We start from the raw sequence: 14,586 nt of genomic DNA on the forward strand, positions 1-14,586 counted from the left end.
CGGCCTCGTTCAACCGGTCTCGAACAGCGCCAGAACCTGCTCGCGATACTTGCGGCCGACAGGAATGGATGATCCGTCGCTGGTTTCGACGAGCAGCTTGCCGTCGGTGCGCACCAGGCGCCGCACATGGCATTTGCGCACCCACCAGGAGCGGTGCACGCGCAGACCATCGAGGCCGGTCAGGTCGCGCTCTGCGTGGCTGAGCTTCATCAGGACGAGCGCCGATCCGAGCGGCGTCGTCACCTTCACATAATGGTCCTGGGCCTGCACCGAGATCACGTCCATGCCGATCCGCTGGGGCAGTTTTTCAAGAACGGCCGAGGGTACGGGCGCGCCTGTTCCGGCGGTCGCAACGGCTTGCGGTTCGGGCTCGTCGCCACGCGCATAGCGGTAGGTGAAGGCGACGATCACCGATATCGCCAGCGCATAGGGCAAAACCTCGACAAACTCGGCCGGAAAGCCGCTGCCGAAAAACGCCGCTTGAACAAGACCGTTATAAGCGGCGATCGGCAGGGCGGCTGTGAGTGAACCGAGCAGCAGCGCCAGCGGCGGCGAAAGGCCGGCCCCCTCGGCTGTGACCGTCGTCAGCATCGAGACGAACAGGCCAAGCGCGAAACTGCCGACAACCACCAGCGCCCAATAGAGCGTCCTTTCGGCGAGCGACATCGTGCCGAAACTGTCGAACGGACCGGCAAGGCCGAGAATGGCAATGATGCCGGCCAGCACGGCCCAGAACCGGGCGGAGCGGCCGAGACCATGCATTTCGCGCAGCGTGAACGCCAACGGCCCGTCGTTCGCGAACTTGTCCATGCGGTTCACGTAATCGGTCTTGCGGGCCTGCGCAACGCGATGGTTTTCGCTCTGCATCGACCATTTGCATGGGGATGAACAATGGATGCGATGACGGGCCGGACCGCGACGGTTCCGGCGATCAGCGCGCGCGGCCTGGGCAAGCGCTTCGGCCGCATCGAAGCGCTGGCCGACCTTTCCCTGGAGCTGCGCCGGGGCGAGGCGCTGGGACTGATCGGCACCAACGGCGCCGGCAAGACGACCGCCCTGACATTGCTGCAGGGGCTGAGACGGGCAGACACAGGAAGGGCCGAAATCTTCGGCCATCCGGCCGGTTCGGTGGCGGCGCGCCGCCATGTCGGCATCACGCCCCAGAACGCCGACTTTCCCGAGCAGATGTCGGCGCGCGACGTTCTGGCCTACGCAGCCGCACATTTCGAACGGCCCCAGCCGGTCGGCGAGCTTGTCGCCGCGTTCGGCCTGGAACGGCTGGTCGACCGCCGCATGGACGGGTTCTCCGGCGGCGAGTTGCGGCGCGTCGCATTGGCCCTCGCCTTTGTCGGCAATCCCGACCTGGTGTTCGCCGACGAACCCACCGCCGGTCTCGACACCGGTGGGCAGGACATGTTCAAGGCCTATGCGCGCGCCTATGTCGAGAGCGGCGGCAGCCTCTTGCTGACATCGCATCATTGGGACGAGATCGAGCATATCTGCGACCGGATCGTGATGATCGACCGCGGCCGGCTTTTGCTCGAGGGGACGCTCGACGACATCCGCCGGAATGCCGGGCGCAACCGGATCAGCTTCAGAATTGCCGAAAGCGCGCCCGTGCCGTCTTGGCTGGACGAACACTTCCAACGCGAGGGCCAGCGCTGGAGCGGTGTCTCAGCCGACAGCGATGGCCTGGCCCGGCGCCTCATCGCCGACCTGCCGGCCCTGCAGGACGTTCACATCGAACCGCTCGACCTGAAAGAAACCATTGCCCAGATGCAAATGGAAAGGACGATCTGATGGCCATCCTTCGCGCCAACCTGGCGCTGACATTCAAGCGCCTTCTCCGCCAGCCCGGCTTCTGGGTCCCGACCATCCTGTTCCCGGCCATGCTCTATGCATTCTTTGGCGCACAAAACGCCGGCGGCGGCATCGCCGCAGTCTATGCGGCGGCATCTTTTGCGGTCTATGCGGTTCTCGGCGTTGCGTTCTTCCAGTTCGGCGTCAGCATCGCCGAGGACCGCCAGAGCGCGTTTGCCGTCTGGCAGCGCAGCCTGCCGGCGCGGCCGTTCGCGTCATGGACGGCGCGGCTTTGCGCCGCGCTGGTCTTCTCGATCGCCGCCGTCGCGCTCGTACTGGCGACGGCACGTCTGGTCGGTGACCTGCATATCGACGCGGCCACCCAGGCACGGCTTCTTGCCGTCTGCCTGATCCTTGCCGTGCCGGCGACCTTCATGGGTACGGCGCTCGGCTATCTCGCATCGCGGCATTCGGTCGTCGCGGTGGCCAACCTGATCTTCCTTCCCATGGCCTATCTTGGCGGGCTGTGGGTGCCGCCGCCCGCCCTGCCCCCGCAGATCGACGCCATCTCGCGATGGACGCCGACGCGGCACATGGGCGAGGCGGCATGGGCTGCGGTCGATGGCCGTTCCATTCCGCACACGAGCGTCGCGGCGCTGCTGGTTTTCACGTTGGGCTTTTTCGCGCTGACCTGGCTTGCCTACAGTTGCGACAGGCACGCACGGTTCGGATGATCGGGCCGCTCAGGCCGGCCGGTCCACGCCGCGTCTGGTGAACTCGGCCTCAAGCCGCTTCTCCAGATCGACCAGATCCTGGGGCAGCGGCAGGCCCTCGGCCTTCATCTGCTCGAGTTCGAGATGGACCTGCATCAGCAGTTCGGTCGCATCCGCCGGCTGGTTCTCCATCTCCTGAAAGAGCATGTTCAGCCGTGTGATCAATCCCTCGAATGCCATGACCGCCGGTCCTCTCGTTGCGTCCTGCAAGATGGACCACAGCACGAGTGCCCGTCATTGACCAGTGTCAAAGCAAAGGGGTGTCAGCGCACCAGGTTGCGGCCGGCGCTCTTGGCTTCGTAGAGCTGTTGGTCGGCGCGCTCGAACAGCGTGTCGATATCGTCGCCATCGGCCCAGTTCGACACGCCGAACGACACGGTTACCGTGCCGATCGGCTTGTTTGTCTTTGAGGTGACTAGGCGCGCGCCTGCAATCCCTTCCTTGACATCTTCGAGCAGCGCCCGCGCCGTCTCGATGGTGATGTTGGGCAGAATGATCGCGAATTCCTCGCCGCCATAGCGGCTCACCGTGCCGTGCTCTTTCAGCTTGCTGTTGATGAACGTGCCGACGAACTTCAGGATCTCGTCGCCGATCTGGTGGCCGAAGCGGTCATTGACCGACTTGAAGTGGTCGATGTCGGCAATCGCGAAGCTCATCGGCTGCCTGAACGTTTCGGCATGCGCCAATGCCGAGGCAATGGCGTGCTGGAAAAAGCGGCGATTGTTGAGACCCGTCATCGGGTCCTGCATCTCCGCCCTGCGGGACTGGCTGAGCTTGTCCTGCAGGCGAATGATTTCTTCCTGCGTCTCGCGCAGGCTTGCCGAGAGCTGCTGGGTCTGGGCGCGAACGCGCTGGTTTTCGCGAATCATCAGCGCGATCACGGTTTCGACCTCGGCGGCGGTCGATGCCTCGCTCAGCGATTTGGTGGTGTTGTCGATCGCGCCCTCGTAGCGCTCGGTCGTCTGCAGATAGGAGCGGATGAAGGTCTGTACCTCCTCCATTTCCTTGCGCAGGCCCTCGTCGGCCTGCATCCGCGCGATGTCGCCATTCGTGTCGGCCTCGATGATTTCGCCGTTGAGCGCCGACAGATCGTAGACGCTGGGCTTTGCGCCGCCGGCCATCAGGCTTTCGATGCGCTCGTTGAGCACCAGGCTCGAACCGGCGGCGTAGGTGTACCAGACCTTGAACGTGTCTGGCTCGGGCGGCGTGCCGTGCGCTTCGGCCAGGCTCAGCGCTTCGGCGGCGAAGCGGAACGGATCGTCGTTCGTCCCCGAAGCAGGCCGGGCGGCTGCGGATTTTGCGGTCGAACGTGCTGACATCGCTTTGGCGCTTTCAATCATGACTGGACGTCGTGATCCTCACTTGGAACGGGATCACGCGACCTTTATGCCTTCGGTTCCGGGTTCGGAGACGAGCTGATCGACCGAGCCGATCGCCCATTTCTTGATCTGCTCTTCGAGTTCGCCGTTCAGAGCCCGCAGCTTGTCCATTTCCTCGACCATCTTGTTCTTTTCGGCCTGCTGGAACTGTTCGAGCTTTTCCTGAAGCAGCTTGTTGTTCTCGCGCACGGCCTGATAGTCGTCGCCGATATGGGTATCGACCTTGGCCACGGCCTCGGCGACGCGGCCGTCAAGCCGGGCCTCCATCTCGGCAAGCTGTTCTTCCAGACGACGCAGTTCGCCGGCTCGAACGCCCGACGCGGTGAATATGACGGCGAAACCGCAGATGACGAGAAGCGCGATCGGGACGAGAGCGATCGCATGCAACGTGTCGGCCAGTGCAGCCGATCCGACATTGAACGCGCCCAGTGCGAGGACTGCGGCCGATAGAACCGCCAGAACGGCGCAGACCATCTGGACGAGCGCAAGAAGCTTGCCCGAACCGGCCTTTTTCGGCGCGTCCGACGCGTCTTTCTTCTTGCCACCTTTACCGGCCATGTAAGCCCACCTTGCAGACCGAACGAACGACAGGCGGCCACTTTGCAGATGCGCCGCCCCGGCTGGAAAACCACCGGCATCGATTCCGCGAGCGCGCTGCCCGAAGGCATCGCGTCCATCCTGCGGAATGCAGGCCGTTGTCCCCACTGACCAAACGCTATGCGGGTCGTCTTAAGGAAGCGTAAAATGCCGTCAAATTTCAGTCATCTGGCGGCCGTCGTGCGGGTTTCACATGCCGTCGAGGCGGGCCAGAACCTGATCGATGCTGCCAGTCAGCTTTTCCACCTGGCCGCGCAATTCGATCAACTGTTCGCGCGCGAGCATGACGTCGGACCTTGCCGGCGGCGCCTCGCCGGGCGACTCGCCCAGCCCGTTGATCAGCCATGTCGGCGACACGTTCAACAGTCCGGCCAGCATGAACAGCTTGTTGGATCGAGGTTCGGAACGGTCGCTTTCCCAGTTCTGCAGCGTGGCGGACTTGACCCCCAGCCGCCGTGCCAATTGCGCCGTTGTCAATCCAGCCGTCTCGCGCGCCGAAACGATGCGGCCACCGAGCGTGTCATCCATGCCGGCACCGTCTGCATCGGCATTCATGCTGGGTTCAAACGGCGACATCATGGGTTGGTGCTCCATTGCGGGCTGGCGGGGATCATTGGACGGACGGTGCGGTCGGGCATGTCCGATTGCGACACGCACATGACCGTTAGCAACCAAAGACAGGCGGCAGGCATGCCGAGACCGGGTGCTAACATCGCCTCGGGCATTATGTCCAATCGCGGACCGGGCACCGTCCGCGGTTCCGGTCTCAACGGGCCATGGGTTGCAATGGGCGGCAAACGGTCTATGTCCGCTGCGCATCCTCCCAACGGCCGCGATCATGACTAGCCAAGACCAAATCCTGATATCGGCAAAGTCGGTCACCAAGACCTATGAGGACGGCTTCCAGGCGCTCAAGGGCGTCGATCTCGACATTGTCGATGGCGAGATCATCGCGCTGCTCGGCCCCAACGGCGCCGGAAAGACGACGCTGATCTCGATCATCTGCGGGATCGTGAACGCCTCGTCGGGCACGGTGACGGTGGCCGGCCACGACATCGTCGACGATTACCGCAAGACGCGCAGCCTGATCGGGCTGGTTCCGCAGGAACTGACGACGGACGCGTTCGAGAGCGTGTGGTCGACCGTCTCCTTCTCGCGCGGCCTGTTCGGCAAACCGGCAAATCCGGCCCATATCGAAAAGGTCCTCAAGGACCTGTCGCTGTGGGACAAGAAAGACAACAGGATCATGCAGCTTTCGGGCGGCATGAAACGCCGGGTGCTGATCGCCAAAGCGCTCGCACACGAACCGCGTATCCTGTTCCTGGACGAGCCGACCGCCGGCGTCGATGTCGAACTGCGCAAGGACATGTGGGCGGTGGTCGAGCAATTGCGCGCCGATGGCGTGACCATCATTCTGACGACGCACTATATCGAGGAAGCCGAAGCGATTGCCGACCGGATCGGCGTCATCAACAAGGGCGAGATCATCGTCGTCGAGGAAAAGGCGGCACTGATGACCAAGCTGGGACAGAAGTCGCTGCGTCTTGACCTGCACGCCCCGCTGACCCGTATTCCCGACAATCTGTCGGCTTTCACGGGCGCGCTCGATCTGTCCGAGGACGGCTCGGTTTTGACCTACAGCTACGACACCAGCGCCGAGCGCACCGGCATCACGCGCCTTCTCGCAGGCCTTGCTGAAGCAGACGTCCGCGTCGCCGATCTTTCGACACACCAGAGTTCGCTGGAAGACATTTTCGTTGATCTCGTCAGGGAGCAGGCATGAACGGCCGCGCGATACTGGCGATCTACCGCTATGAGATGGCGCGCATGTGGCGCACGATCGGCCAGAGCGTCGTCTCGCCCGTGCTGTCGACATCGCTCTATTTCATCGTTTTCGGTGCGGCGATCGGCTCGCAGATGCAGGAAATCGACGGCGTGTCCTACGGCGCGTTTCTCGTGCCCGGTCTCGTCATGCTGTCGCTTTTGACCCAAAGCGTTTCCAACGCCGCTTTCGGCATCTATTTCCCCAAATTCACCGGCACGATCTACGAGGTCCTGTCGGCGCCGGTTTCGGCATTCGAGATCCTGTGCGGCTATGTGGGCGCGGCGGCAACCAAGTCGCTGATCCTTGGCGCGATCATCCTCGCAACGGCGACGCTCTTCGTCGACCTGCAGATCGCCCATCCCTTCTGGATGCTGTTCTTCCTCGTGCTGACGGCGGTCACCTTCTCGCTGCTGGGCTTCATCATCGGCATCTGGGCGGACGGGTTCGACCAGCTGCAGATCGTGCCGCTTCTGGTGATCACGCCGCTGGTGTTTCTGGGCGGCAGCTTCTACTCGATATCCATGCTGCCGGACTTCTGGCAGACGGTGACGCTGTTCAATCCGGTGCTCTATCTTGTCAGCGGCTTCCGCTGGAGCTTTTACGAGATTTCCGATGTCAGCCCAATGATCTCGATCCTCGCGATTCTGGTGTTCCTGACCGTGTGCTGCACGATCATCTGGTGGATCTTCAAGACGGGCTACCGGCTGAAGAGCTGAGCGGCTTCACAGCGAATGGGCTGGATAAAGCCGCTTCATGGCCGCTAGGTCCGATGCGACGATCTGTTCGAGCACGCCCAGATCGATGTTCTTCAGCCGGCCGATATAGAGGCACGAGACCGAGTGCCGGTGCGGGCCGAGCCGTTCGAGCAGATCGGAATGGTTCTTCAGGCCGGTCATCGCGTAGACGACCATGTTGGCCTTGCGCGGCGAGAACCCGGTCAGGAAGAAGCGGTGGCGGCTGCCGTCGGCGCGCGCATATTCGTAGTTGCCATAGCCGATCAGGCTGTCGCCCCACATTATCGGTGCCGCACCGGTGACGCGGTTCATCATGTCCAGAACCGTTGCCGCATCCTCGCGCCGGCCAGCATTTTCGACCGATGCCAAAAACGCATCGACCGAAGCGCCGGTCGGCCGCGTCTTCATCTCGCTCACGGATAGAAGCGCGCGGTCCGCCAGTCGGCGCCCTCGTCGTCGCGCGTGAAGACGAAACGGTCGTGCAGCCGGAACTTGCCGTCCTTCCAGAATTCGACATAGGTCGGCGACAGGCGAAAGCCCGACCAGTGCGGCGGGCGCGGAATGTCGCCGATGGCGTATTTGGCGGTGAAACGGGCGACTTCCTTTTCGAGCGCGAACTTGCTCTCGAGCGGGCGAGACTGGCGCGAAGCCCAGGCGCCGATGCGGCTGCCGCGCGGCCGCGACGCATAATAGGCATCGGCCTCTTCGTCGTCGACGACCGTGACCGGGCCGCGCAGGCGCACCTGGCGCCGCAGGCTCTTCCAGTGAAAGCACATGGCCGCCTGCCGGTTGGCCAGCAGTTCGGCGCCCTTCTGGCTTTCGAAGTTCGTGTAGAAGACGAAACCGCTCTCGTCGAACCCCTTCAAGAGCACCATCCGGACATTTGGAAGGCCGTGCTCGTCGGCCGTTGCCAGCGACAGTGCGTTCGGGTCGTTCGGTTCGGATTTCCCGGCCTCCGCCAGCCAGTCCGCAAACAGGCCGAACGGGTCGGCTTCCATGGCGGGATCACGTTCTGTTAACCGGGCCTCGGGCATGATCGGTCTCTGGTGTGGGGTTTGTCGGGGTCGCGGTTTTGACCGCTCGGTATCGTTTCAGCTGCAAATTCACGGCCCGCGCGCGGGCTGTCAAGGCGCGTTCCGCCGTGATCGGCCATGGCGCCGCTGCGGTCGTTGCCCTGTCGGCGCTGGCCGGCTGCGCCGTTGGCGGCAATCCCATTGACGACGCCATCTCCACCAGCGCCATTTCGCTCGCCGATCCCGCACCATCGATCGCCACAGACCCGTTCGCGCCACAGCGTGCCGGCGATCCGGGCGACACGGACCGGCTGATCGACGAGGACACGATCCGTCTTGCCGTGACGACCGCCGATCTGGGAAAACTGAACGATGGCGCGCTGCCCTGGGCGAGCGCCGCCACCGGATCGAGCGGTACGATTACCGAGATCAGCCAGGGCGAACTGGCCGGTCAGACATGCCGCCGGTTCTCGGCGACCCGAAACGCATATGACGGTGTGACGCTCTATCGGGGCGAAGTGTGCCTCGATCCCCGTTCCGGCTGGTGGACGCGCAGTCTGGCGCCAGCCGGCACCCTGCGAGACGCCGGCTAAGTCCCGCTTTTCAGGCTGGAATTCGGCCGCTCCATTCCCCATATCGACGCAGACGACTGACATTGGAGGGATTGATGCGCGATCCTTATGCGGTTCTCGGCGTCTCCAAGACGGCGAGCGCGGCGGAGATCAAATCCGCCTTCCGCAAGCTGGCGAAACAATTTCATCCGGACGCCAATCCGGACAACGCGAAGGCCAAGGAGCGTTTCGCGGAGGCTTCGCGCGCCTATGAGATCGTCGGCGACGCCGACAAGCGCAAGAAGTTCGACCGCGGCGAGATCGACGCCGAGGGGCGCGAGACATTCCAGGGCTATCCCGGCGGCAACGGCTTTACCGGCGCCGACGGGTTCGATGACCTGTTCGGCGGCCGGGCGCGGGGCCAGGCGCATGCCGGCGGCTTCGACGCCGAGGACATTCTCAAAACGGTCTTTGGTGGCGGTTTTGGTGGCGCGCAGGCCGGCGGACCCCGTCGAACCTTCTCACAGGCCGAGTTCGAGACGATGTTCGGCGATCCGCCGGGAGGCGGACGCGCGCGCCAGGGCCGGGCCGCGCCGCCGAAAGGCCGCGACATCGAGATGCCGTTGGCGGTGCCCGTGCGCGACGTCATCAATGGCGGCCAGGCCAAGCTTGCGCTGAAGGACGGGCGCACCATCGCCGTGACCGTTCCCAAAAACGTGCAGGATGGACAGATCATCCGCCTGAAGGGCCAGGGGGAAACCGGCCCCGCGGGCCATCGCGGCGATGTGTTGGCAAAGGTGCGCATCAGGCCGGAGCCCGGCATGCGGATCGATGGTCATGCGATCCATGTCGACACCGACATCGATCTGAAGACCGCCGTGCGCGGCGGCAAGGCGCCGGTGCAGACGCCGGACGGCAAGATCGCGGTCAAGATCGCGCCCTGGACCTCGTCGGGCCAGTCGCTGCGCGTGCCCGGTCGCGGCCTGCCGCAAAAGTCTGGAAAGCGCGGCGATCTTTTCGCCGTTGTGCGCATTGCCCTGGACGAAACCGACCGCGAGGCGCTCGAACAGCTCTTTGCCGACGAGGCCGCAAAGGGCTGAGCCAGCCCCGGCGCACACTTCCGATTGCGCCTTGAAGCGCCATGACCTTCGTGCGATATGCCCGGTCGTTGACATGACAGGCGCATGGAGCCGTTTTTATGAGCATGGGTTCGGGCCTGATGAAGGGCAAGCGCGGCTTGGTGATCGGCCTTGCCAACAACCGGTCGGTCGCCTGGGGAATCGCCAAATCCTGCGCCGCCCATGGGGCGGAGCTCGCCCTGACCTATCAGGGCGATGCGCTGCGCCGGCGTGTCGAGCCGCTCGCCCAGGAACTCAACGCGCTGGTGGCCGGGCATCTGGATGTCACCGAACCGGAATCGCTCGATGCCGTCTTCGCCCATCTTGAGAAGACATGGGGCCGGCTGGACTTTCTGGTCCATGCCGTTGCCTTTTCCGACAAGGATGAACTGACCGGCCGCTACGTCGATACGTCGCGCGAGAACTTCAACCGGTCGATGGACATCTCGGTCTACTCTCTGACCGATCTTGCGCGCCGCGCCGAACCGCTGATGACCAATGGCGGGTCGATCCTTACGCTGACCTATTACGGCGCCGAAAAGGTCATGCCCCACTACAATGTGATGGGCGTCGCCAAGGCGGCGCTGGAAGCAAGCGTACGTTATCTGGCGGTCGATCTCGGCCCGCAGGGCATTCGGGTCAATGCCGTTTCGGCCGGGCCGATCAAGACGCTGGCCGCCTCGGGAATCGGCGATTTCCGCTACATCCTGAAATGGAACGAATACAATTCGCCGCTGCGCAGGACCGTCAGCATCGACGAGGTTGGCGATGCCGCGCTCTATCTTCTGAGCGATCTGTCGCGGTCGGTTACCGGTGAAGTGCACCATGTCGACAGCGGCTATCACGTCGTCGGCATGAAGGCCGTCGACGCACCCGACATCACCAAGCAATAGCGATGGCGAAACGGCAGGCGACCTTGCCGCGACCGACATGAGACCTGCCCATCCGTTCTACATGATCCGCCATGGCGAGACGGACTGGAACCGCGAGCAGCGGTTTCAGGGACAGATGGACATTCCGGTCAACCCAACCGGACTCGCGCAGGCGGCCGCCTATGCCGATATGCTGCGCGCCGAGCGCGACGACTGGTCGGGCTGGTATTTTGTGGCAAGCCCGCTGTCGCGCACGCGCACGACCATGGAGGTCCTGCGCGAAGGGCTTGGCATGGCGCCCGGCGACTACGCGCTCGACGACGATCTCAAGGAGGTCACGTTCGGCGATTGGGAAGGCCACACGCTGGAAGCTCTGCGCGACGAGGTGCCGCATCTGGTTGCCGCGCGCGAGGCTGACAAATGGAACTTCGTTGCGCCTGGCGGCGAGAGCTATGCGATCGCCGTCGACCGTGTTCGACGCTTTCTCGAGCGCCTGCAGGGACCCAGCCTGATCGTTACCCATGGCGGCATCATTCGCGGCACACGCCATCTGCTCGAGGCCATTGAAGGCGATGCCGCCGCGCGGGGCCGCATTCCCCAGGACAATATCTACCGGTTTGACGGAAACCGGGGCCGCTGGCTGCGCTGACCGGCTTTGCATCGCAGCGCGGCTCGTCTAAAAGCCCGGTGAACTCCGGGACCCATCATGTCACACAACACATTCGGTCATCTGTTTCGCGTGACGACCTGGGGCGAAAGCCACGGGCCGGCGCTTGGCTGTGTCGTCGACGGGTGCCCGCCGGGCATCCGTTTCACCGTCGCGGAAATCCAGTCCTTCCTCGACAAGCGCAAGCCGGGCCAGTCGAAATTCACCACCCAGCGCCGCGAGGCCGATGAAGTGCGCGTGCTGTCGGGCTTCATACCCGATGAGGACGATCCCGAGATGCTGATCACCACCGGCACACCGGTGTCGATGCTGATCGAGAACACCGACCAGCGATCCAAGGACTATTCGGAGATCAAGGCCCGCTACCGGCCCGGCCATGCCGATTTCACCTATGACACCAAATATGGACTGCGCGACTATCGCGGCGGCGGACGCTCGTCGGCGCGCGAGACCGCCGCGCGCGTCGCCGCCGGCGCGCTGGCGCGCAAGGTCGTGCCCGGCCTAGAGGTCCGCGGCGCGCTGGTTGCGATGGGCACCGAACGGATCGACCGGGCCAACTGGGATTGGGACGCGGTCGGCCACAACCCGTTCTTCTGCCCCGACGCAAAAGCCGCCGATCGGTTCGCCGACTATCTCGACGCGATCCGCAAGGACGGCTCGTCGGTGGGCGCGGTGATCGAGGTGGTGGCGACGGGCGTGCCGGCCGGGCTTGGCGCGCCGATCTATGCCAAGCTCGACCAGGACATCGCTTCGCACCTTATGTCGATCAACGCGGTCAAGGGTGTAGAGATCGGCAACGGCTTCGAGGCGGCAACGCTGCGCGGCGAAGACAATGCCGACGAGATGCGCATCGGCGATGACGGCAGACCGGTGTTCCTCACCAACAAGGCGGGCGGCGTCCTGGGCGGGATTTCGACCGGCGAGCCGGTGGTGTCGCGGTTCGCGGTCAAGCCGACCTCGTCGATCCTGACGCCGACCAAGTCGGTGACCAAGGACGGCAACGAAGTCGATGTTCAGACCAAGGGCCGGCACGACCCTTGCGTCGGCATTCGCGCGGTGCCGATCGGCGAAGCGATGGTGGCCTGCGCCATCGCCGACCATTATCTGCGGCACCGGGGCCAGACCGGCCGGATTTGAGGGTTTTGCGATGAGTTACGATCAGGCCAGCGTGGTCGAGGCGCTGCGCGCGTTCGAAAGGGGTGAGATCGTCGTCGTCATGGACGATGACGGGCGTGAGAACGAGGGCGACCTGATCGTCGCTGCCGTGCACACCACGCCCGAGAAGATGGCTTTCATCGTCAGGCACACATCGGGCATCGTCTGTGCGCCGATGCCGCCCGAGGAAGCCAAACGGCTGAACCTTGCCCCGATGGTCGCCGAAAACACCGACGCCAAAGGCACCGCGTTCACCGTCTCGGTCGATTACAGGCACGGCACGACGACCGGCATTTCCGCCGACGACCGCACGGCCACGGTGCGTAATCTGGCCAATCCCAACGCGGCAGCGGAAGATTTCAACCGGCCCGGCCACATCTTCCCGCTGGTCGCGCGCGAGGGGGGCGTTTTGATGCGTTCGGGGCATACCGAAGCGGCCGTGGATCTGTGCCGCCTGGCGGACCTGCCGCCCGTCGGCGTGATCTCAGAACTGGTCAATGATGACGGAACGGTGATGCGCGGACCGCAGGTGACCGGTTTCGCCGAGACCCATGGCCTGAAAATGGTGTCGGTCGCCGACCTGATCGCCTACCGGCAACGGCAGGAAACGCTGGTCGAGCGGGTCGACGAAAGCCATGTTCAGACCGCCGCCGGGCCGGCGACCGCCCATGCCTATACGCTGCCCTGGGATCCGATGCAGCATCTGGCGATCGTTGCCGGCGACATTCGCGACGGCCAGGAAGTGCCCGTCCGGCTTCATCTGGAGAGCGTGATCGATGACGTGTTCGGGCGAGACCGCGATCCGGTTTCGGTGCTCGAACGGATGATCGCCGAGCACGGGCGCGGCGTCGTCGTCTATCTGCGCGAGGGGTCGGTGGGTGTTGCACACCATAGCTCAAGGCCACTGACCGAAGACCATGCCGAAGCGCGCGACCGGGAGAACCAATGGCGCGAGATCGGCCTGGGCGCGCAAATCCTGCGCGATCTGGGTGTGGCGTCGATCCGGCTCTATTCGACCCGCGAGCGCCGCTATGTCGGCCTTGAGGGGTTTGGCATCCGGATCGCCTCGACCGAACGGCTGGAGGGCTAAGATGGTGCGCGCCGGCCTTGCGACGGCGTTGCTGGCAGCCTTGTCGTCACCGGTGGCCGCCCAAACCGTTACGGCCATCGAGACCGACGGCGCGGTGACCGCTATCGTCGAGACGCTGCGCGGCAGCTATGTGGAGACCGAGCGCGGCACGTTGCGCATTGAACCGGGCGATTGCGACGGCGGCGTCTGCCTTGTCCCCGACGTCATTCGCGGCCTGCCTGCACGGGCGCCCGAAGGCGCCCTGCCCGACGGATTCGTCGCCAGTGCGTCCTCGGGCGACATCGTCCGTGCCTGGTACGGGCGGCCGACGGGCCGCTACGCCCATGGCGTTCTGGGCGATGCGATCGAGGGCGGATCGCTGGTCGCGCAGACCGGCGGCGGCACCACGGTCGAATTCGTTTTGCCCGAATCGCAAGTGTTCGAGGACATCACGCCGCGCATCCGCGATCTCGACAGCGACGGCAAAAACGAGATCGTGACCATCCGCGCATCGCGTTCGGGCGGTGCGGCGGTCGCCATCTACGGCATGCGCGGCGGCGATCTGGTCGAGATCGCGTCGTCAAGCGAAAACGGCCGCGCCAACCGGTGGCTTAACATCGCCGCCATCCTGCCGGGCACCGGCGACGGCGGCACCGAGATCGTCGGTGTGCGTACGCCGCACATTGGCGGACGTCTGTTCACGATGAGCATGGCGCCCGACGGCAGCATCACAGAGCGCAACGACATCGCCCGCGATCTCTCCAATCATCTGATCGGCTCGCGCGAACTGGGCCTGTCGGCGGTTCTGGGTGGCGAGGTCTACCTGCCTTCGCAGGACCGGCGCGCCCTGCGAAGGCCGCTTTCGGACGCCGCAGACATCGCCCTGCCCGCCCCTATCGACAAGGCCATCATCGCGGTGGCCGGGCGGCTGGTCACGGCGACCGAAGACGGACGGTTGCTCGTCGTCGAACCCTGACCGCCGCCAACTCGGCGGTGGAAAACGCCGGGTGTCGGCACCCCCTTATGGCAAGGT

General features: G+C 64.5%; 18 protein-coding genes. 11 read left to right on the forward strand and 7 right to left on the reverse strand.

Annotation, left to right across the window (positions count from 1 at the left end; all coding sequences use genetic code 11):
* Positions 1 to 9: 9 nt before the first annotated feature.
* The gene (locus DEM25_RS09135; RefSeq protein WP_109766642.1) at positions 10 to 867 is read right to left on the reverse strand and encodes a LytTR family DNA-binding domain-containing protein; all 858 of its coding nucleotides are present in this window, start codon (positions 865 to 867) and stop codon (positions 10 to 12) included.
* Positions 868 to 891: 24 nt separating this feature from the next.
* On the opposite strand from DEM25_RS09135, the gene DEM25_RS09140 reads away from it, so the two are divergent.
* Together DEM25_RS09140 and DEM25_RS09145 are read left to right on the forward strand one after the other, a co-directional pair.
* On the forward strand, positions 892 to 1,800 hold the full coding sequence (locus tag DEM25_RS09140) for an ABC transporter ATP-binding protein (protein WP_245412845.1): 909 nt from the start codon (positions 892 to 894) through the stop codon (positions 1,798 to 1,800).
* On the forward strand, positions 1,800 to 2,534 hold the full coding sequence (locus DEM25_RS09145; protein WP_109766641.1) for an ABC transporter permease: 735 nt from the start codon (positions 1,800 to 1,802) through the stop codon (positions 2,532 to 2,534). Before DEM25_RS09140 ends, DEM25_RS09145 begins: the two co-directional genes overlap by 1 nt.
* 9 nt (positions 2,535 to 2,543) lie before the next feature.
* Here DEM25_RS09145 and DEM25_RS09150 read toward each other — a convergent pair whose 3' ends face one another.
* The 4 genes from DEM25_RS09150 to DEM25_RS09165 all read right to left on the reverse strand — a co-directional run bounded on the left by DEM25_RS09150 (position 2,544) and on the right by DEM25_RS09165 (position 5,104).
* On the reverse strand, positions 2,544 to 2,753 hold the full coding sequence (locus DEM25_RS09150) for a hypothetical protein (protein WP_109766640.1): 210 nt from the start codon (positions 2,751 to 2,753) through the stop codon (positions 2,544 to 2,546).
* Between the two features lie 83 nt (positions 2,754 to 2,836).
* Positions 2,837 to 3,892 carry a GGDEF domain-containing protein gene (locus tag DEM25_RS09155; RefSeq protein WP_158585220.1) on the reverse strand — a complete coding sequence of 352 codons (1,056 nt, stop codon included), beginning with the start codon at positions 3,890 to 3,892 and terminating at the stop codon, positions 2,837 to 2,839.
* 54 nt (positions 3,893 to 3,946) lie between these two features.
* Positions 3,947 to 4,510: a hypothetical protein gene (locus tag DEM25_RS09160; RefSeq protein WP_109766638.1), complete on the reverse strand. Its 564-nt coding sequence runs from the start codon at positions 4,508 to 4,510 to the stop codon at positions 3,947 to 3,949.
* 228 nt (positions 4,511 to 4,738) lie between these two features.
* Positions 4,739 to 5,104, reverse strand: a complete 366-nt coding sequence (locus DEM25_RS09165; RefSeq protein WP_109766691.1) for a helix-turn-helix domain-containing protein — start codon at positions 5,102 to 5,104, stop codon at positions 4,739 to 4,741.
* Positions 5,105 to 5,387: 283 nt separating this feature from the next.
* On the opposite strand from DEM25_RS09165, the gene DEM25_RS09170 reads away from it, so the two are divergent.
* Complete coding sequence (locus tag DEM25_RS09170; protein WP_109766636.1) at positions 5,388 to 6,332, forward strand: ABC transporter ATP-binding protein; 945 nt, start codon at positions 5,388 to 5,390, stop codon at positions 6,330 to 6,332.
* Positions 6,329 to 7,090 (forward strand): ABC transporter permease, encoded by a 762-nt coding sequence (locus DEM25_RS09175; RefSeq protein ID WP_109766635.1) that lies wholly within the window; start codon positions 6,329 to 6,331, stop codon positions 7,088 to 7,090. Before DEM25_RS09170 ends, DEM25_RS09175 begins: the two co-directional genes overlap by 4 nt.
* A 6-nt stretch (positions 7,091 to 7,096) precedes the next feature.
* On the opposite strand, the gene DEM25_RS09180 is transcribed toward DEM25_RS09175, so the two are convergent.
* Both DEM25_RS09180 and pdxH read right to left on the reverse strand, forming a co-directional pair.
* On the reverse strand, positions 7,097 to 7,516 hold the full coding sequence (locus DEM25_RS09180) for a DUF1801 domain-containing protein (RefSeq protein WP_196780339.1): 420 nt from the start codon (positions 7,514 to 7,516) through the stop codon (positions 7,097 to 7,099).
* Positions 7,517 to 7,521: 5 nt separating this feature from the next.
* Entirely contained in the window at positions 7,522 to 8,142 is a 621-nt protein-coding gene (pdxH, locus tag DEM25_RS09185) for a pyridoxamine 5'-phosphate oxidase (RefSeq protein WP_109766633.1), read from the reverse strand.
* 107 nt (positions 8,143 to 8,249) lie between these two features.
* Between pdxH and DEM25_RS09190 the strand changes: the two genes are divergently transcribed.
* The 7 genes from DEM25_RS09190 to DEM25_RS09220 all read left to right on the forward strand — a co-directional run bounded on the left by DEM25_RS09190 (position 8,250) and on the right by DEM25_RS09220 (position 14,529).
* On the forward strand, positions 8,250 to 8,714 hold the full coding sequence (locus DEM25_RS09190; protein WP_158585221.1) for an RT0821/Lpp0805 family surface protein: 465 nt from the start codon (positions 8,250 to 8,252) through the stop codon (positions 8,712 to 8,714).
* 74 nt (positions 8,715 to 8,788) lie between these two features.
* On the forward strand, positions 8,789 to 9,772 hold the full coding sequence (locus tag DEM25_RS09195; RefSeq protein ID WP_109766631.1) for a DnaJ C-terminal domain-containing protein: 984 nt from the start codon (positions 8,789 to 8,791) through the stop codon (positions 9,770 to 9,772).
* A 98-nt stretch (positions 9,773 to 9,870) separates the two neighbouring features.
* Positions 9,871 to 10,683, forward strand: coding sequence for an enoyl-ACP reductase FabI (gene fabI, locus DEM25_RS09200; RefSeq protein WP_109766630.1), 813 nt, complete (start codon positions 9,871 to 9,873; stop codon positions 10,681 to 10,683).
* Positions 10,684 to 10,720: 37 nt separating this feature from the next.
* Positions 10,721 to 11,311 (forward strand): histidine phosphatase family protein, encoded by a 591-nt coding sequence (locus DEM25_RS09205; protein WP_109766629.1) that lies wholly within the window; start codon positions 10,721 to 10,723, stop codon positions 11,309 to 11,311.
* A 57-nt stretch (positions 11,312 to 11,368) separates the two neighbouring features.
* Positions 11,369 to 12,466, forward strand: coding sequence for a chorismate synthase (aroC, locus tag DEM25_RS09210; protein WP_109766628.1), 1,098 nt, complete (start codon positions 11,369 to 11,371; stop codon positions 12,464 to 12,466).
* A gap of 10 nt (positions 12,467 to 12,476) precedes the next feature.
* Positions 12,477 to 13,574: a 3,4-dihydroxy-2-butanone-4-phosphate synthase gene (gene ribB, locus DEM25_RS09215; RefSeq protein WP_109766627.1), complete on the forward strand. Its 1,098-nt coding sequence runs from the start codon at positions 12,477 to 12,479 to the stop codon at positions 13,572 to 13,574.
* Position 13,575: 1 nt separating this feature from the next.
* Complete coding sequence (locus DEM25_RS09220; protein ID WP_109766626.1) at positions 13,576 to 14,529, forward strand: hypothetical protein; 954 nt, start codon at positions 13,576 to 13,578, stop codon at positions 14,527 to 14,529.
* Positions 14,530 to 14,586 lie beyond the last annotated feature (57 nt).

The organism is Oceaniradius stylonematis (assembly GCF_003149475.2).
GTDB lineage: Bacteria > Pseudomonadota > Alphaproteobacteria > Rhizobiales > Rhizobiaceae > Roseitalea > Roseitalea stylonematis.

Excerpts from the sequence above, each read along its gene's own strand:
- DEM25_RS09140 (WP_245412845.1), top strand. The coding sequence starts at position 892 with ATGGATGCGATGACGGGCCGGACCGCGACGGTTCCGGCGATCAGCGCG.
- fabI (WP_109766630.1), top strand. The coding sequence starts at position 9,871 with ATGAGCATGGGTTCGGGCCTGATGAAGGGCAAGCGCGGCTTGGTGATC.
- DEM25_RS09175 (WP_109766635.1), top strand. The coding sequence starts at position 6,329 with ATGAACGGCCGCGCGATACTGGCGATCTACCGCTATGAGATGGCGCGC.
- DEM25_RS09155 (WP_158585220.1), bottom strand. The coding sequence starts at position 3,892 with ATGTCAGCACGTTCGACCGCAAAATCCGCAGCCGCCCGGCCTGCTTCG.
- DEM25_RS09220 (WP_109766626.1), top strand. The coding sequence starts at position 13,576 with ATGGTGCGCGCCGGCCTTGCGACGGCGTTGCTGGCAGCCTTGTCGTCA.
- DEM25_RS09150 (WP_109766640.1), bottom strand. The coding sequence starts at position 2,753 with ATGGCATTCGAGGGATTGATCACACGGCTGAACATGCTCTTTCAGGAG.
- DEM25_RS09180 (WP_196780339.1), bottom strand. The coding sequence starts at position 7,516 with ATGAAGACGCGGCCGACCGGCGCTTCGGTCGATGCGTTTTTGGCATCG.
- DEM25_RS09135 (WP_109766642.1), bottom strand. The coding sequence starts at position 867 with ATGCAGAGCGAAAACCATCGCGTTGCGCAGGCCCGCAAGACCGATTAC.
- pdxH (WP_109766633.1), bottom strand. The coding sequence starts at position 8,142 with ATGCCCGAGGCCCGGTTAACAGAACGTGATCCCGCCATGGAAGCCGAC.
- DEM25_RS09205 (WP_109766629.1), top strand. The coding sequence starts at position 10,721 with ATGAGACCTGCCCATCCGTTCTACATGATCCGCCATGGCGAGACGGAC.
- ribB (WP_109766627.1), top strand. The coding sequence starts at position 12,477 with ATGAGTTACGATCAGGCCAGCGTGGTCGAGGCGCTGCGCGCGTTCGAA.
- aroC (WP_109766628.1), top strand. The coding sequence starts at position 11,369 with ATGTCACACAACACATTCGGTCATCTGTTTCGCGTGACGACCTGGGGC.
- DEM25_RS09165 (WP_109766691.1), bottom strand. The coding sequence starts at position 5,104 with ATGAATGCCGATGCAGACGGTGCCGGCATGGATGACACGCTCGGTGGC.
- DEM25_RS09195 (WP_109766631.1), top strand. The coding sequence starts at position 8,789 with ATGCGCGATCCTTATGCGGTTCTCGGCGTCTCCAAGACGGCGAGCGCG.
- DEM25_RS09170 (WP_109766636.1), top strand. The coding sequence starts at position 5,388 with ATGACTAGCCAAGACCAAATCCTGATATCGGCAAAGTCGGTCACCAAG.
- DEM25_RS09160 (WP_109766638.1), bottom strand. The coding sequence starts at position 4,510 with ATGGCCGGTAAAGGTGGCAAGAAGAAAGACGCGTCGGACGCGCCGAAA.
- DEM25_RS09145 (WP_109766641.1), top strand. The coding sequence starts at position 1,800 with ATGGCCATCCTTCGCGCCAACCTGGCGCTGACATTCAAGCGCCTTCTC.